The 18,365-nt window shown below is 37.3% G+C and carries 12 protein-coding genes and 1 pseudogene; 7 read left to right on the top strand and 6 right to left on the bottom strand.

Features of this window, described 5'->3' with window-relative positions; translation table 11 throughout:
- The first annotated feature begins 10 nt into the window (after positions 1–10).
- From OCU77_RS08005 to tnpC, 4 genes and pseudogenes are all read left to right on the top strand, one after another.
- Positions 11–1,699, top strand: coding sequence for a hypothetical protein (locus OCU77_RS08005; RefSeq protein WP_048901052.1), 1,689 nt, complete (start codon positions 11–13; stop codon positions 1,697–1,699).
- A gap of 719 nt (positions 1,700–2,418) precedes the next feature.
- Positions 2,419–2,547, top strand: a complete 129-nt coding sequence (tnpB, locus tag OCU77_RS25240; RefSeq protein WP_084711916.1) for an IS66 family insertion sequence element accessory protein TnpB — start codon at positions 2,419–2,421, stop codon at positions 2,545–2,547.
- A gap of 309 nt (positions 2,548–2,856) precedes the next feature.
- Positions 2,857–3,075, top strand: a complete 219-nt coding sequence (locus OCU77_RS08000; RefSeq protein WP_239686096.1) for a transposase — start codon at positions 2,857–2,859, stop codon at positions 3,073–3,075.
- Positions 3,076–3,219: 144 nt separating this feature from the next.
- Positions 3,220–3,999: pseudogene (tnpC, locus tag OCU77_RS07995) on the top strand (IS66 family transposase).
- Between the two features lie 206 nt (positions 4,000–4,205).
- Here the strand turns inward: tnpC and rdrB are convergent.
- The 6 genes from rdrB to OCU77_RS07965 all read right to left on the bottom strand — a co-directional run bounded on the left by rdrB (position 4,206) and on the right by OCU77_RS07965 (position 15,795).
- The gene (gene rdrB, locus OCU77_RS07990; protein WP_107303163.1) at positions 4,206–6,896 is read right to left on the bottom strand and encodes an antiviral RADAR system adenosine deaminase RdrB; all 2,691 of its coding nucleotides are present in this window, start codon (positions 6,894–6,896) and stop codon (positions 4,206–4,208) included.
- A gap of 7 nt (positions 6,897–6,903) precedes the next feature.
- The gene (gene rdrA, locus OCU77_RS07985; protein ID WP_107303162.1) at positions 6,904–9,558 is read right to left on the bottom strand and encodes an antiviral RADAR system adenosine triphosphatase RdrA; all 2,655 of its coding nucleotides are present in this window, start codon (positions 9,556–9,558) and stop codon (positions 6,904–6,906) included.
- A gap of 980 nt (positions 9,559–10,538) precedes the next feature.
- On the bottom strand, positions 10,539–12,266 hold the full coding sequence (locus OCU77_RS07980) for a TniQ family protein (RefSeq protein WP_062692750.1): 1,728 nt from the start codon (positions 12,264–12,266) through the stop codon (positions 10,539–10,541).
- On the bottom strand, positions 12,266–13,195 hold the full coding sequence (locus tag OCU77_RS07975; RefSeq protein WP_062692748.1) for an ATP-binding protein: 930 nt from the start codon (positions 13,193–13,195) through the stop codon (positions 12,266–12,268). Before OCU77_RS07975 ends, OCU77_RS07980 begins: the two co-directional genes overlap by 1 nt.
- A complete protein-coding gene (locus OCU77_RS07970; RefSeq protein WP_062692747.1) occupies positions 13,182–15,137 on the bottom strand; it encodes a DDE-type integrase/transposase/recombinase in 1,956 nt (651 codons plus the stop codon). The genes OCU77_RS07975 and OCU77_RS07970 overlap by 14 nt, the downstream gene beginning before the upstream one ends.
- The gene (locus tag OCU77_RS07965; RefSeq protein WP_261855998.1) at positions 15,130–15,795 is read right to left on the bottom strand and encodes a TnsA endonuclease N-terminal domain-containing protein; all 666 of its coding nucleotides are present in this window, start codon (positions 15,793–15,795) and stop codon (positions 15,130–15,132) included. Before OCU77_RS07965 ends, OCU77_RS07970 begins: the two co-directional genes overlap by 8 nt.
- A gap of 1,020 nt (positions 15,796–16,815) precedes the next feature.
- Here OCU77_RS07965 and OCU77_RS07960 point away from each other — a divergent pair.
- Genes OCU77_RS07960 through OCU77_RS07950 form a run of 3 tightly spaced genes read left to right on the top strand, consistent with a single transcriptional unit; the run spans position 16,816 to position 18,343 of the window.
- The gene (locus OCU77_RS07960) at positions 16,816–17,307 is read left to right on the top strand and encodes a hypothetical protein (protein ID WP_146156708.1); all 492 of its coding nucleotides are present in this window, start codon (positions 16,816–16,818) and stop codon (positions 17,305–17,307) included.
- Complete coding sequence (locus OCU77_RS07955; RefSeq protein WP_048901048.1) at positions 17,304–17,648, top strand: hypothetical protein; 345 nt, start codon at positions 17,304–17,306, stop codon at positions 17,646–17,648. The genes OCU77_RS07960 and OCU77_RS07955 overlap by 4 nt, the downstream gene beginning before the upstream one ends.
- On the top strand, positions 17,639–18,343 hold the full coding sequence (locus OCU77_RS07950) for a hypothetical protein (RefSeq protein ID WP_048901047.1): 705 nt from the start codon (positions 17,639–17,641) through the stop codon (positions 18,341–18,343). The genes OCU77_RS07955 and OCU77_RS07950 overlap by 10 nt, the downstream gene beginning before the upstream one ends.
- Positions 18,344–18,365: the final 22 nt, after the last annotated feature.

Raw genomic sequence — 18,365 nt, 5'->3', positions numbered from 1 at the left:
CTGAGAAAACATGAAACAGTTAATATTCCATCAAATAGCAATAATCTCAGACTTAGAGAAGTCCGCAAACATATTTCAGTTTGCACCGAAAAAGAATTTGATACTAGGTACGGCAAATAATGTTGGTAAAACATGTCTATCTACATCCATTTTTTGGGCTTTAGGTATCGATGTTAAGCAACAGAAATCATGGAAAAAATTAGATGTTAAGACTGCATTAGAGTTTTCTATTTGTGATGATATGTATATCATCACAAGATATAAAAACACTATGTCTATATTTTATCCAAACTTATCTAAGGATACATTCTATTCTCTTAAAGATTTTTCTTTAGCTTTTTCAAAAATAATTGAATTTAATGCATGTGTACAAGTTAAAGGTGTAAAGGACAATTATGAGATCCCTTATACTTGTGTACAATTTTTGCGTTCATTTATTCATCAAGATTTAGGATGGAGTGAATTATTTAAGTCCCTATCGATTCATTTCTATACTAAAACTGAATTAAATAAAGTTGTCGATTACTTTTTAGGTATAAAACCTGATGAATATTTTGAACCGTTATTAAAAAGAACACCTTTAATTAACTCAACAAAAAACATCGCTAAAGACGTAGAAAAGATTGATTTTGTTCGTGATAAACTTGTGAATTTTAGGAGCCCCATCCTAAAAGATTACATCTCTAGTATATCTTCGACATCATCAGATAATAACAAATTAGATTACTATATTGGACAAGAGATTGAGTTAAAATCTCATTTATTCGAACTTAAAAAAGACTTATTTTCTCTTAAGGAAGAGCATAAAATTCTATCTCAAGCTGAAAGTGAACTTTTTAAAGACTACCAATATGCTACTAATAATCTTGAGGGACAGTCATTACTTTGCCCCACATGTGGAACAGAGCATGATAATGATATAGTGTCGAGATTTAGCCTTTTATCAGAACGTGATGATATATCCAAGTCAAAGAAAAAAATTGAATCTGATATTGTTTCCATTAGAAAATCTATAAAATCCACAAATAATAAAATTACTTATGTGAAATCAGAAATATTAACTCATAAAGTTATTTCAAATACTCCTGCGCATTTAGAGCAGCAAATCATTGCTCATGCAAAAGGACATTTTGATGAAATGATGCAAGATTTATTTTTAAATGTCATTAATAAAAGCACTCATGAAATATCTTTACTAGACGATCGAATTAACTCGATCCGTGATTTCAAGCCATCTAAAGAACAAAAAGATAAAATAAAAACGATTAAGAGTGAATTCATTTCTTCGCTCTTGAATAATTTCAAACTTTTAAACATTGAAGATATGCAAGATATTGACAAAAACAAAATAATATATAACTTTGATGTGAGTGGAAGTGATATTTCTCGTTCAATTTTAGCCTATTACAAATCTTTGAATGATATTAGTGCTAAGTATTGTAATGCATACACTCTACCATTTGTATTGGACACCCCTTTTCAACAAGAACAAGATGATGACAATGTTAGCTATATTGCCGAATTCTTGTCAGATTGGGACACCCAACAACTATTTGTATTCGGTATGAATCAAGCTAGTTATAAAAGTCTGCTAAGTGATAAGGAAAACAATGTAATTTGGCTATCAAGCAAGAAAGCTTTACTTTCTAAAGATAACTATGAATCTATTCGTAACGATTTCGATGAGTTATTTTTATAATAACTCTGTCTAACCGAACAAGGAAAGGATTTATAGTTCCATGGCCTATCAGCACGTTATTGTGATCGGCCTCCTCCTCATTACTCTATTTTACTCAGCAGTCTTACATACATAATTAAAATAACTTTGTTTTCCGTGTAATTTATTAAGGTTATTCCTAATGCTCATTAATCACTTAAAACTGATTATTTTTACCGTTTACTTTCTTGAATAAATATTAACCGACCTTCCATAGGATAGATGTTAAATTAATAATATACGTAAGCGTCGAATTAAATAAACATACCCATATAACTAAATCTCATTCATAGTTTTCTCTACAACAAAGGAGGAGCGATGAATCAATCTGAAAACGGCAAGATTGGGTGGGTATCATTGAAAAAAATCAGTAGGCTTTCTATTCCTGTTTTTTGCAAAGCGAACGAACTTAGCTATCCGACCTTTCATTCCTAGCTGGAGAGGCTAACAGAGCAAAACGACGAATTGCAACACGTGCACATAATTGTGATTAATGATGACATAGTTATAGAGACTGTCGCTTTAAATCTCACTAATGGTATGAAGGCAGAACTACCGACGAACCTGATTCAAGCACAAATTAAAAACTGATTACAGGTACTACAATGCTCCCTAGTTGCGCTATTTATCTCGTCTCAGGCGTTACAGATATGCGCAAGTCTATCGATGGCCTCTAAATCATTGTCGCTGATATACTAGAAATGGATCCGCTCAGTGAAGCCTGGTTTACCTTCTGTAGTCGTGGACGAGACAAACTCAAAATCTTATTCTGGGATACCAACGGGTTCTGGCGCTATTATCACCGCTTGGAAAAGAGCCGATTTAAATGACCAAAACCAAATTACGCTGGCCATATTCAACTTTCCCAACAGCAACTCAATTGGCTGTTATCAGGCTTAATCATTGAAAACCCAAAGGTACACCAACCGCTAATTGGCAAACAAGTGAGGTGATCGTCACTGATCGCCTCGTTGCTGTTGAGTGATCTTTTAAAGCTGGCATTCTATCGTCATCAACTAAAATAAGTATGACAAAAATGACTGAACTTCCTGATGATGTAGAACAGCTGAAAGCCATGTTGCTACAGCTTCAGCAATAAAAACAAGCGCAGGCTGAAGAGATTATTGAGCTAAAAAGCACTGCTCACGGAACAACTCAACCTTAGCAAATCCAAACGCTTTGCATCTAAAAGTGAGGAGCACTCTAAAGGCACCTTCAATGAGGCGGAGCAACAAAATAACCCCGATCCCAAGCACCACAAAAAGGGTAGAAAGCCCCTGCCAGATACGCTAGAGCGAGAAACGCGTGTTCATACCAAATGCACCGCACTATCACTGTTGCGGTGGTGCGATGCATGACTGTAGCAGCGATACGTCAAAAGAGCTGAAAATCATTCCAAGAAAGTCAGTGTTATCCGCCCTCAGCAGACAATATATGCCTGTCGAACCTGTGAGAAAACAGCGCTGCAAAATCAGATAATCACTGCGCCTAAGCCCGCCAGCATGATACCGAGAAGTATCGCTAGCCCTGAAGCCCTCGCCGCAGTAGCGGCTGCCAAATATATCGATATGCTTAAATGTGCATATTTCGATATCAGCCGAGGCACACTGGCTAACTGGTGCGTGCAGCTTGGTGCCAAAGTTAATGTGTTGGTCAATGCGATGAAGCAGCATCTATTGAGTGAATCACTGGTCTGCGCCGACGAAACCACCGTGCAGGTACTTGATGAGCCGATCGAGCAGCGACAAGCAAATCGTATATGTGGTTTATCGTACTGGTGAGTTCGCACCCAATCCAGTTGTTATCTATGATTACCAACCGAGTCGTGCGCAAACTTGTCCAAAAGGCTTTCTGGCGATTACTCAGGCTATTTTATTGTAAGCATACGAAGGACTACCTTAGCGGGCTGCATGGCCCACGCCAGACCCAAGTTCACCGATGCCCAAAAAGCACAACCGAAAGCGAAATCAGGGCAAGCTGAAAAAGCCTTAGGATACATTGGTAAACTCTACGGTATCGAAAGCTAAAGCAAAGCACTGAGTGCAGATAAGCGTTATCAACACAGACAAGAAAAAGCCAAACCTATCCTGGCTGAGTTCCACTCTTGGTTGGAAGATAGCCAAGAAAAACTGCTGCCAAAAAGTCTAATAGGGAAAGCCATCAACTACACGCTTAACCAGTGGGATAAGCTGACCACTTACCTCGAAGATGGCAATATTAGCATCGACAACAATGTGACAGAGCGAGATATCAGGCCGTTCACTACCGGCCGGAAAAACTGACTGTTCTCAAATCAGTTGCTGGCGCAGAGGCGAGCACGAACTTATATAGCATCGTGATGACATGCAGAGCGAACGACATCAATTGTTACTATTACTTCTTACACCTGTTCCAAATGCTGCCACGAGAGTAGCTGGTGCTGACCATATTGACTTTAGCGAGGTCGAATAAGGCTTAACTGCGCGCTTACTAATATATAGTTACAATACTAATGATAAAAGACAGACTTATGTACTCTATCAAATTGTTGATTGGAAAATTGACATATACGGTTAATCCAATTTCCAGCATCCTCAACTGTAAATCCATTATCAATAGCAGCTTTATACAGCAACTTGTATTCAGTCCTAAGTGTAGTTGGCATAATACCAGGATCATCTGTGTTTATAGTGACATCAATCAAACCATCTCGCAATCCAAATTTGTTATGACAATTTCCATCAACAAGCTTATTAGGATCTGGGGGATTCCATCTAAATATAGGATGTTCAGTATATGATGTTAACTTTGAAATATAAACATTAGAGCTTGGGTTAACTTCAATTATTAAACCCTTATTTTTATATTCATTAAGTAAATAATCCTGTAATGCATATAAAAATTCAATGTCGTCGCTTGATTCAAAATCCTCCAGCATACCAATGGCATTTATGTGATTAATATCAGACTCAAATATTGAACCTCTCTGAATACTCCTAACATGTACAATTAAGCCCTTACTATTTTTTGTTTTAGAACGCATTAACTCTGCTCTTTGGCAATAAAGGCGTTTTGCACACATGTCTTCATCCATACCGTTCCTTTTATTTCTCCAGTCGAATTGAACTAATTCTTCAATATCAGGTAATGCAGACGATACTATAGAATCGTCAGTAATTTGTGAAGTGTAACTATCTAGCTGAAAGAAACAATTACGACGCAGAAGCCAAGCTTCGTAAAATGTTTGAGGCTCAATCTCAGCAATATTTACAATGTCATCTTCACTAAAAATTTCAGCATTAAAATTACTCTTATAAAATTGTCTCATATATGCTGAACTAGTCCATGGCACATACTTAGAGAAGATAGCTATTCTACGTTCAAGATCTGGAAGTACTTGCTCAGCCAAAGATAATCGATCACGCAAATTTGAAGCAAAATGCCATAACCAAACAATATTATCCAGATGCTCTTCCACAGGTAAAAAAATATCACCCTGTCGCTCAATCCAATGTTTAGGCTCAATCCCAAGAGCTAGAGCATGTCCTAGCCTATCTCCACTAGTCATTTCGCAAAATGTTACAGTTTCATCAATATTACGCATACCTGAAGCTGGATGAGCATAATCTTCACCTGCATGAATACTGAGATGAAAATCATGGATTATTGACCTTAGTTGTGAGCCATTAATTGGAACATTCCGTAACCAGCGAATGACTGGTGCATAGATCTCTGTTTTTACAGTATTCTCATCACCGGCAACATCTAGGCCTCTAATCCAGTTAGACGGATTAAAATTGATACTTTCTTCAGAAGACATAGATATATCCTCGATTACTTTCCAACCTGCTTTGCTTTCCATCTTTCTTTTAAGCTCTTTACCTTCCTTCCATATATTTTGGCGCTGACGTGTATTAGGATTATTTCTGATAAAATTAATACAAAAATGCCAACGTTCCAATTGTTTTCTTTGGCTTAATGCATATTCTAATGAAGGCCTCTTAAGAAAGTTTTCTTGATGAATATTTTGTGTTTTATTTATTGAATTAATCCAACTGATAACATTCTTAGCTGAAAACTCATGGTGAGTTACTTTTATTTCTGCCACATCACTCCTTCCTTGGAGGATTTTTTTTGCACTACTTATAGACTTGAATTTAAAATCAACAGATTTTCTTAATGGATGATTATTCGTTTCAACAAAACGCGTTAAACCTTGGCCATCCATTATGATTTCAGATCTTTTATTCATAAGCGTAATCATAAGAAGAAAAATTGCCATTCGTATTTGTGTATTAGTTTCTGAATTTTGGTATTCTCTCCATAACCAGACAATAAACCATAACCATGCTTTAGTAAGATCATTATCAACAACAGCACATGCTATTTGCTTCCTTAACCAAATAGAATTGATCGTGCTTGAATCGACATTTTGTTCAGATATATATTTAAAATTATATTTAAAAATAGGTGTTGTTTTAGAATTAACTCCAATAGTTGTCTTCCAAAGATTCAGTAACTTTGTATCAATTTCCTTTTTAGAAAAACTAGGATTTGCAATAATTGGTATTTCACGTAATAGTCCATGACTTAATTTTGTAAGACTATTAAATTGTTCTAATCCCCTTTCCTCAACCAATTGATTTAATATAACCACCCCATCAAAATATACCCCATTTAGATGAACATGCCCCTCAGAATACCTGTCATCTTGATTAGGAGAAGAACTATACAATGGTTGTTGAGAATTAACTATTCTCAACAAATCAGTTGTCGTCAATAATGTTCCATTGTTAATTTTTTTTGCAATATTCCACCCCACAATAATTGTGGGGTCAAGTTTTGCTGAAAACTTAACATAACTATCCACATAATCATCTTTATAAGTAATGGAGTCATTATCTATCTGCATCAACATGTCATATAACAAATCTAAAACAGGAAGACTGCCGTTTTTAAAGATACCTAAAGGCCATATCTGCTCTAAAACAACTTGAATATCATTCAATCTAAATTTTCTGGGATATAGTTGATCTACCTCCCTTTTTAGAGCTTCAATGCATTTACTATGAAGTTCGTTCATAGTAAAAACCACTTCATTATCAACCGACTCCGTCAAAAACTCATGTAATAATTGCGACACGTGCTCACTTGATAGTACAGTCGCAATAGTTAACTCAAATAAGGTTTGTTTAAGCATTTAATTGCTACTTCTTATCCAATGACTTTTTCAATTCCAACAAATAGTAATAATATTTGTTATTTCTTGATATAGCTATATCTACATTCGCTTCAAACAGTTCATAATTAATTTTATCTAATACTGAACTTTCAATTTCAGAAATTGAATTAATATCGTTAATAGTTCTTAGGTTTAAATTCTTCTTAATTATTTCAGTTATTTTTCTATTATTACTAACTTTCCTTTCTTTTGCTTTTTTCGACTTATTTACTGGATTTGACTGTTCTTGCTCAGGTGCATTTAAATAAGCATTTTCGATTAATTTTTTTAGTGGATGATCAGATAATGCAAAAGTATACGACATTACTAAATCACCAAAACAGATATTATCGTCAGAATCACTCTTTCGAAGAAATGGTAAGATATTTTGTAAGTATAGTTCATTCCTTTCGAAGTCATCCCCATCACGGATGTTAACACTTGCAATTAACATCGGTAAACCAAACACACTACCTTTCTCAAAACTACCAAATGCAGCCCATAAACTTCTATATGCTTTTCTCGCCACGTTAAAAATATACTTAACACCATCATTTCGTGGTGATTTATTAGTAGTTAAAGGCTGATTGAATATACCAACTTGGCTGTAAAACTTATTCATAACATTGTATACCAACCATGCTGATGTGCTTGAACCTTCTAATCTATGTTTTTCTCTCCATAGATTTATATCCGTGACAAGTTTATTTATACATTCGCTATTATCGCTATCATCGTTAGTTAAATTTAGTTCTAGTCCATTTTCTTGCTCTGAATCGTCACCTATAACTAATGCTTTAGTACCAGCAATACTACTAAAAGAGTAAAATGGAGCTCGTTGTAAGATGTGAGCAACATCTACATTTTTTATATCTTTTATAAGGCTAGTTATGACAAGTTCAAATATTCGACCACAACAAATCAAATCTGCTCTTTTGTTTATCGAATAAAAATTTCTGTGAAGAATAAAATCTATCAAAAATTGTTCTTCACTATTTAAATTATTTGCTCGAAGCGTAGTTGCATATCCCGCCTCTGGTGTTGGATATGAAATAATTGTACATTCAGGTAAGTTATTCAACCAACTCTGAGGAACTCGTCCGTGAAAAAATTCCACCCATGACTCTATACTCTTTTCTTGATGAAATGCTTTTAATGATTTATGTTCATGAGTTAGTGGCTGAAATAAGTAAGTATCGAAAACACTTTTCCATTCTGCTGTATTTATTTTTTTCTGATTTTCAAAATATGAATCAGCTGTGAGTGAAAGATAAACCTTCCCCCCCTTATAGTCATATTTCATATGTTCAATTAATGTTAACTTCGAACTATTAACTAAATCTTGTATTTCCTTATTATTTGATGACTCACTATTTTCAACATTATTGAAAAAATTCGTATACGATACATTCCTACCTGATTCTCGCTTGCTTTTGTTTTCTTGTGATTGCGCTTCATTATATTCGCGTCTAAATAGTTTTAGTGCACTCGATACATTCATCGGCATAAAGGTTATACGCCTTATCATTGATGCACTAGGGTCTTCAATACCTATCTTTTTGAGTTCAACCCCAAGACTTGGAATATGTTCTTTGAAAGTATAAACTAGTTGGGATAGCTCTCTAACTGTTTTAATTGGTAATTCAAGGTGACTATTTTCAAATCCATTTATTCTTTCATTTAGCAAGGCTTCAAGCCATGAAACAAATGTATACATAGATAAATGGTCATTATTATTGCTTCGCAAAATAATGTCTCTCTGTTGCATATAACTATTTACAGATGGCATTGTTTTACGGTATTGAAGTGGTAAGACCTTTCTTTCATACTCATATGCTAAATCTTTAGATCTAAATATAGAACTCTCTGAATTAACATTACTATCTTTATTTAATCGAGCATGAAAATCCCGCCACGTTACCTCATGATAAAGCGAAAGATCACCACTAATAATTGGTAACACATAAGGAGACGTAAGATATTTACGTACAACTTCAAGATTTTCGAATGCTTGACTTAAAGAAGTATCGACATCATCAATAGGTAACACTAGCAACTCTTTACCTACTAGTTCTAATGTTTTTTTGAAAAGTAAATGTACTTGTTGCATCAAACCATGATTGCCAAGAAATGCCCGCAGTTTGTCCAAACCATAATGTTCATTTTGTAACTGTAGACTTTCAAGTGCATTTCCCAGCATTTGCAGCTGATGGTGAAAAGCTTCAGATTTTTCATCTGCTAAATCAATCGCTTCTGCAACTTGCTGATCTCGAATAATTGCAGCAACAATAACGTTTAAAAAAAGATCATCGCTGCTTTCTAAAAGTGTTGGATCGACTGGTTTTAATATTAATAGTTTACCGTATAGCTCTTTATCTACATCCCCTATATAGAGTGGGAGGTTAACTAAAATTGAGCTTTTACCAGTCCCTCTTTCACCATCAATTAAGATTGCATTATGAGAACGCTGATTATCAATATCATCGTTATCAAACTCATTTAATATTGCACGATTTTCTATACTTTCATTTAGAAAAGTAATTAGATCTCTAAATATTGTTTTAGCAAGAAGATTATCAGCACTTAACTGTGCAGCTTGTTCTCTTTGATTTACTGGAAAATATATAGCTGATTCTTTCATGATTAATCTGAACCCAATAATTCACTTCATAATTTATTATTCCTTGTCCATATATCCAGCCAAATTTGCAAAAAGTAAGCTGTAGATAAACACACAAAGTTACTCATATATCAAGTCATTATATAAGGTATAAAGTCGCTACGTTTCCTTTCTCGGCATCCTCGAAAGTGTCCATAACACCCATATCCTTAGAAAAAATGAATATTGTATGATACTAACTAATCAGATATAAAATTTGATTTCTGTCCAATTAGTTATACATAACAAGCATTTTATCAGTCAGCACATACTGATTGTATGATTTTCGTACATTAATTATTCTGCGACGGTTAACGACATTGAAATCTATTGAGAGTAACAAGGCTAAACAGGAAGGAAAATCACGCTCTTAACTCATGTTCTGCATCGCGGGATCTAATTTGATTAGGTTCTACCCACCAGCAGTAACAAACCCTCACGTAATACCGGCCAATATTCACTCTATACAGTTCTCTTTGCTGGCGTGTGTAATTCAAGCTCCTAGACTCTCACTTTTCAGCTTTCCACTACCTAAATTAGACAAGCTGATTTTCATCAAAATGCTCATTAAGTAATAAAACGATTAAAAACAGGAGGATAAGAAAAAAATCAGAATCTCATTTAGCTATACAGAATCTCAAATGAGGCTGGTGTCATGTCCAATATTTAATGAGATTTGGGGTATTTGAAAATCAATAAGTTAGGAAGATTTGTCCAACTTTAAATTGTACAAAATCCGACAATTTGCGAGATTATCAGAAGAAATCCAGTAATTCGTGGGATTTCTGCCAGATATCCTAGAAAGTAAAGAAGAGTGATGGCGCTGTCTGGAAAGCCATATTAATAATTAATATAGCAGATTCTATGATGATATTAATATAAAAATAAACCCTGTTTGAAATCGCAAAGTTTCAAGATTTCAGACAAAAAAAAGCACCTGATAAATCAGGTGCTCTTAACTTTTAAAACTCACTTTTTCGCCTTCGCTTCCTACCCTCATAGTTCTGGGCCAACTCATCATATCTATCAAGTAGTACATGTTCTGCACTCTTAGGATATATCTCAAAAGAATTGCAATGCTCTTCATTGACCCTCACTAGGGGTTCGACCTTAGCCCGCTTCAATGCACACAGACACTTAGTCTTACTCTTGCTATGTGAGTATGCCCACTTATTTAAAATCAGGTAGTTATCATGAATTTCTTTTAAAGCAGATGTTGGAATATCTTCTTTTGCCCTTAAGACATCAAAACCCATAACCTTTTGAACAAAAACACTTTTTAACGCGGCCCTAACATTGGGCATCTGAGTCCCGAAGAAACCTGGCAGAAACGTTACTGGAACCGTTTGATATTCATAAATGTCACATTCTGTGTACTTTTCACAAAAAGATTCTTTGTGTACATACAATCGTCCAATCACTGTACCTTTTTGATTTGACAGCAACTGTGTAGGGAAATCACAGTTAAATATATCCACTAACACGCTCCCTTCATGCAGCCCAGAGATGAACTTACACGCTACCGGTACAAACTCATCATATGCCACATATCCTTCTTCAACATTATCAACCCGAATCAGTTTTGAAAACTGGCGTGCAACTGCCTCTAAACAATAAAGCGCATCTTTCTTGGCTGCCTTAGGATTGATCTGGATAAAGACTCCAGCCTGTCTTAACTGTTCAAAATCTTTCGGTTTTATCCCAAGAAACTTCATTAGTTGGGTGGCCTTTACAAGGCCTCTTGTAGAGTCACCTTCACACAAGAATGCAAAACGCTTCGTACTTTTGATGATGTCCAATTCGCGCGAGTCACTTTCAAATACCGATGCATCCAATTCGCCATCACTAGCATTATCATTAGCCAAGGCTAATGCTGTAGCCTCACGGTACAGTGTCAGAGGTAGTTCTTCACCCATTACCTGGTTCACCTCATGCCAACGGCGATTCAGAGCCTCTTTTAATGCCTGCCTGGCAGTATAACTATGAAGCAAATTCCAGGCCTTTTGCATCAACGCCATCACTTCTACGACACGCATATCCCTGACTCGGATATCCGAGGTGAATAAATCCAACGGCCGAACAGCAACCATGCTCATCCCCAATAACGATTGAAGTAACTCTCTGGACTGAGCTCCCTGAAGTACTTCCTTCTGCCATACAGGCACTGTCATTTCCTGTACAGGCCCATCTGACATATGAGAGCCACAGTCATGGCAACGTCCATTCAAGCAAAAGCCCAGCTCAAGGCCATTTCCACAATGTGGACAGCAATCAATCATCTGCTCATTATGCTTCGTACAAACACAATACATCGCATGCTGCCATGCCTGACGGTGATACGGAGCCTCAGACAAGCAACTAAGACAAGCCCGAACTGTGCGTACCTTCATTTCACTCGTCCCTATCACACTGGGTATCCATAGATCTTTCATGGATGGTGTTCTTAGGATTTCCAACAGCGCTTGTTCGCTGACGTTAAGCACTTTGCTTAACGCCGTATACATCATTGACTCTGACGCCGAACCTGGCGTAAACCACGTGCTCGGCCCAAACCCCAAGTGTTTAACTAATGTCTTGTATTTGCAGGCATTAACGTTAGCCAGGCGTAACAGGAAGCTTTTGAGGCTTTCTCCAAGCATTGGCGGACGGCGAACTGCCAGAGAGTGCTCATCACGTACACCAAACTCCATCAGATCACGCCCCTCATCAGTTTCTTATTCAACTGCTGACTAGTTGCCAAGAAAGGATTAAACCCTAGCTGCGTTTCCCTCAGCTTGAAATAACTCGAAAAAGCATCGGCAAAGATCTCTTTGCTTAGCTCCGTACAATCACGCTTTTGAGCCACATGAATAGCTTCTGTTATAAGCTTTTTAAGCAATGCCATACTACCGCCTGTAGCGAGAAATAGCCGCTCCAACATCTTGCCTTCAAAGACGACAGATGATGGTAATGGTGAGCGCTTCATCAGCTTATCAACAAAATACTTGTAATATTCCGTATCCTGCTGGGTATCGATAGAAAAGCTTGGAATCCGATATAAGTTATAAAGACGGTGAAACTGCCCATCAACTTGCAACACATGCTCGACTGACTCTGTACCAGCAATAACTATCGGGATGAGTGTTTCTTTCATAAACCCCTTATAAAACATTGCCGTTTTAAATGCTTTCTCGCCCGTATATCCCTCAAACAAGTCTTGAAATTCATCAATAATAATCATCAACACGCCTCGTCCTTGCATAAGGATACGAAGCCGTATTCTCATATCTTCCGAGGTACCCTTGGTCGGTTCAATATCACCAAGTTCATATAGCAGCGCGCTGAAAAATGACTTAGGTGTCGTGACATTTTTGGCCGTAATAACGACAACGGGCAATTCATCAGAATTGGGCGGAACCTGGCTGTTAACCTCGTCACGAAAAGCCCGACATAGCGTACTCTTACCAACACCGGTGGGGCCGCTAATCGCCACAGACTCAAAGTCATCAGTGCCTGAAAAGCCAATGGCCTTAACCAGACACTCTTTGGCTAATTTATAGTGCGGATGCTCAACTTTTGTCGCTTTAAAACCTAACTGAACATCATTACGATATTTTGCTAAAACACTACTCTTCATCATCCCACAGCCCCTTACTAAAACCAGTAAAATTGTCATCATCAACGTCAGCACCCAAATAAGCTTTATACGATGACTCATCATTTAACTGCAGTTCCATAAGATCGTGCAGCTCATCAAGTTTGGCTGGCTTATTCGTATTCTTAGCAGCCTTCGCCTTTTGTCGTTCACGTTTCGCCTTAGCATCTTTGGCTTTTTTGCGCGCAACACTATCCGCTGTCATTTCCGCATAATTAATCACAGGCCCAGTAACACCAGCGGGAATTGTTCCGTTAAAGCTTTTTGTCTCAGCCAATGTCATACCAGCAACTACCCTTGGGTGGACACATTTGACGTGAATCAAGTCTTGAGTAATAGGATCAACAACCGCAACATGAGACATATCTGCATGCGTCGCTAGTAGTTCTACCTTTGGGTTATTCTTATCCGAACGTTTCTTAATTTTTGAATAAAGCTCTCGAAGCTCTTTACAATTGAACCGAAGATTTTCGTACTGAACACCTTTAAAAGGATCCAATGTCGCTACCTTCAAACGCGGGTATAGCATACGAATAACCTGAGCCTGTTCAGGAAAACTAATTCCGCTGTACGCTGCCTTTTTCTCCCATGTGTCAAATGGTGTCGCCCCATTGAGGCTTTTATGTGGTGTATGGTGGTAATCATTTACGATAAAGTGATACAAGCAATTTTTAAACTCATTGACCGTTAACGTTGCCGTTCTTTTTAGTGTCTGATCGGGCTCTAATTCTTCAGACTTTCGCCCTGAAGACATATAGCCAGGCGTCGTATGTAAAAAGCGGGTACGTAATGTTCGAAAGAAGCGTTCGATAAACGGCTTCTTCCATGGTCGCCTGACTTGCGTGGTTTGGCGCGACACATCTAGAAAGGACAGTAATAAAGTAAATGCTTTTGATACATATCCTGCACCTGCATCAGAGATAATTTGTGCTGGTTTCCCACACATAGGCCACCCTTTGCGAAATTGCTCAGGAATGGCCTCATTATCGGTTTTAGGCAATATAGCGCTTCGCAAGCAATCAACGATATGCTCGGTACTTTCACCTTTTCGACCAACTTCTAGGGATATACCTAAGATCGCGCGGCTGTATACATCAATAGCAACAGTTAAAATAGCGGGGCCAAGATAATTACCATCGTCATCATACAAACCAATATTGATATAAGCAGAATCAATTTCTACCCGCTCTAAAATGGAGGTAACAAGGTATTGATCAATGGCTAAACGATCGTGTTTGTTCGCTGCTGATTGACCTTTTGTTGAAGCAATAACCTCCCCCTCATCTAAGTAAGCGTAAACCTCCTTGTAGAAAGTTGAACGACACGGAAAGTTGCTAATATTATTATGCTTCCATCCAGACTCGAGCTCCTTATAAATAGTACTAAGGAACTTGTTATTTCGTTTCAAATAATCTTGGTGCAAGGCGTCATAGATATCATCTAAGCGGCTTAATGGCACACGGCTTTTACGATTCGGCCCCGTTTTTCGAGGAGCAAACGCCATTATGTGTGACCCTGCTGTTTTATAGTCCTTAATCCAGCGGGAAACTGTCGATTTAGACGGTGGACTTAAATCGCCGATTTGGGATGGGATCACGGTCAACATATCGTCATATGCGTCTTGCGATGTAGGCTTTCCTGAGCAATGAGCCAGCATGTAATCAACATACGATCGCTTGCGTTCTAGTTCTGCATATTCACGCTCTGTCAGCATCTCCTTTGTTGGGATCAGCGTCTCAGTGTTTAAGATTTTAAGGCTGCCATTACAGAACATCTGCTGAATATAGCTCGTTTCAAATACCTTGCTAATTTTTGTCTTTTCAAATTTTATGAGTGTGTCTTCATGGCAAATATGTTTAATAAACCCTTTCTTGCCTAAAATTTCTATTCGTTGGTTTTTTTGAAAATTGCCGTAGCTATCACGCATTTAGAATCAACTCCATATGGTCATTGAATGGAGTCTGCAAATCACACAAAACCTCGCGATGGGCAATAGCATAGTAGAGAGATGCGATATTTATACGTTGCTCGCCTATCCAACGAAAAAGCTCACCGAACTGACAATTAGAACCAAAAACGGCACGCGCCTCTGAAAGCCAAGTTAGATCGTGAGGGTAACTACGATGGCGATATAGTTGCCAAAGGTTTGCTATATAGAGTCGGTTTGAAGTGAGTTCATCTGTAACAACACGAAAGTTAATACCTTTGCGAAATAAACGGCACTCGACTTCACGTAATCGTTTGATCACCTGAGGTTTCTCCAGCTCAGAGGCTGGTTTCACTTCTTCTATGTATTCTTTTCCATCACTCTCACGAGTGATGGCATCAGGTGTATAACGAAAATCACCAAAATCGATAGTGAAAGGTTGCGTCAAACGTTTTACAACTCGCGGATCGAAATCTTTGACGAGGCAAACCTCTGCTTCAAGTGTGCTTTCACAAAGCTGGGCTTTAGGATGTTTGATACTTGGGAATGATGTGATCGCTTTGACTTTGTCATAGCGATAAATTCGATGAATAAGGTAGTTATCAATGAAGTGATTCTCGTTTAGATAACCATCTCTTAGGTGATTTTTTTCAAGCATGAAAAATCCTCTCTGTTTATAGACACAGAGAAGATTAGCCGCAAAATCAACATATAACAAGCGCATTTTTAGCACTTACGATTATGTTAGTACTAACATAATCCAAAATCAAGCTTTTTTTCACTCAATATTTTAAAGTGAATCAAAGAGATATCGCATTAATATTGGCATAACTAACATCAAAACCTTACTAAAACATGAACTTAAAAAATTCACTTAACCAATAAAATTTGATCAATTTCAAGTATCTAGACATCAACTCGACCATCAAAATTAGTCAACAAAGCTCATAACACTTCCTTTGTGAACCCGCTTTCTAGTATCCAAAAATATCATTAACAAGTCACCCCTCCTCTTCAGCAATGGCTCTTGTAAAGTAATAAATTCCTATCTCATTAACCTAATTATGAGAAACTTCAGGACTTACAGGTTAGTGCTAATGACTAAACTTCTGAGGGCATCAAGATGCACTTGCACGCCTTTAATCTCATATGAACGTCCTGTGTCCGGTGATGAGCAAACATATAATAACCAACCTATTATGTTGTTTTTCAAGATAGCCTCATCTATTTACAGCTAGGTTCAAACTTTTGGCTACAAATCCACACATGAGAAGTCTATTGCATATAATCAACCCTTTTGGTATACATTTGTTTTGGTGAAGTTGAATGCTTTTTAGCTCTCACAGAATTGGACTCAGATTCTGTATGGATAGTGATAGTCGTTTTATAGATTCGCGGACATCCGAAGATTTAAATGCGATATGTCGTACTTGTGGTGCCCCAGTTACATACTAGGTTAGGCTCTGACTAGGTACTCGGGTATTGAGTTCATACTTGTTAGTACTATCAACTCATCCACTAACTCAACTAGCAACGACTGATGGGAACACGTTCATTTCAAAGGCTCACAATCACCAAAAACTCAATTTTCCTCTAAATATTAGACTGTTAGGTATCAACAATACGCCAAAATAAGTATACTGTTTCATATCTTAAGCGAATAGAACAAAACAAAGACATGGAACAACATCATCAATCAATGCTATCTCGAATAGGTAAAGCAATAAAACTCCTTTTCAAATACTTCTGGGAAATAGTCATTTCTCTTTTTGGTATTTATTCCCTTGCCAATTTGCTATACAAACAGATATTTGAGTATTCAATATCATTCAGTGAATTAGATTTTTCAGAATTAATTTTTATAATTGCTTTCACCCGATTAACTCTCAATTACTGCCGTACAGTTAAATTATCGAAAGCAGGCATATTTAAAAGTATTGAAAGTTACTTTTTACCACAGGGTTTTTTGTTTCTGGTCGGAAACTTCATCATCAGACACAACATATTAATGATCACCTCCTATTTAGATGAACCTGTACTCAAAATAGCTTGCTTCCTTCTAATATTAGCGGGCATTGGAATTAGCATCTTTATTATCCAAGAAAGTAAATTAGCCCTGCCAGCACCTAAAAAAGTTAAATCAGATAAATCTCAGGACAGCTTACAATGAAACCATTACTTTTCCTCACTCTTATCAGCATATCTTTCTGTTCAGTTGCGAAAACAGATAGAGTCAATCATCCAGGCTCTCCTGCTTTTCTTCAATCTGCATGTCAAGAATACATTGAGCTATACAATAAGAAAGGTGATGAAATGTTTGCCGCTTTTTTGACCACATCAAAAGAAGAAAGCTTTCGAGCAGGCTATTGCCTCGGAGCAATTAGTCACTTTGAATCGGCCCGACGTTGTCATTACGGTTCAACATACAGAGCAGCACAAAAAATCGCGAAACTAGATATGTCCTATAACCATAGTGAAGACAGATTTATCCAGGACGCTGTATGCCAGTAAGTTATTTAAACACAAACCAAGCCGTCAAAGAGCTTTTTGGTATCAACGCTTCATGCTTACGCAGCAAAGCTAACACATTTGTAAGAAACGAAACTATTCCCAAAACTTTAGTAATAAATGAGGGTTTTGCTGACGCCAGTATGGGTAAAAGAGGTAAAGTTCATTTACAACCTAAGGCACTAGTACCTCTGTTTAATGCATTCCTGTTAGATGCTTTTCTTGGTGATCCAAAAACCGTTAGATCAGCTATGCATGAGCCAACTAAAAGGAACAGTTATGCACGATTAATCGAAGAGATATTACATAACCTTGATACCACCGAAAATAAGCATCAGCTTTCATCGGCAGCTTCCAGCTTTATTACTCAACTGAAAGATCCTAAATTCAGCTTAACTGAACGAAAACTGGACACCCCGTTCAAAGATGAACAACTGCCACAACTGAACTTCAAGCTAACTAATGCCAGTCTATTACGAGAACTATTGCTGAAAAACCGCCTTGCTCTCACCGCGACTGAGCAGCTACTTCTTGATTTTCTAAATAATGAACTAGAAGCTGCATATCAAATAGCACAAACTTTGGACTCAGACCTTCTGGCTAAAGACACTACCCTGCAAATGCTTGTAAGTTTTATTCAACAACAATATAAAGAGGCCGTTAGCTTTACCCACTTCCTTTCTCGTCTTCCCGACTAAAAAAACACTTTTTTGTGCAGTG

The organism is Photobacterium swingsii, from assembly GCF_024346715.1.
Taxonomy (GTDB): domain Bacteria; phylum Pseudomonadota; class Gammaproteobacteria; order Enterobacterales; family Vibrionaceae; genus Photobacterium; species Photobacterium swingsii.
This window is presented reverse-complemented; position numbering and strand designations above follow the sequence as displayed.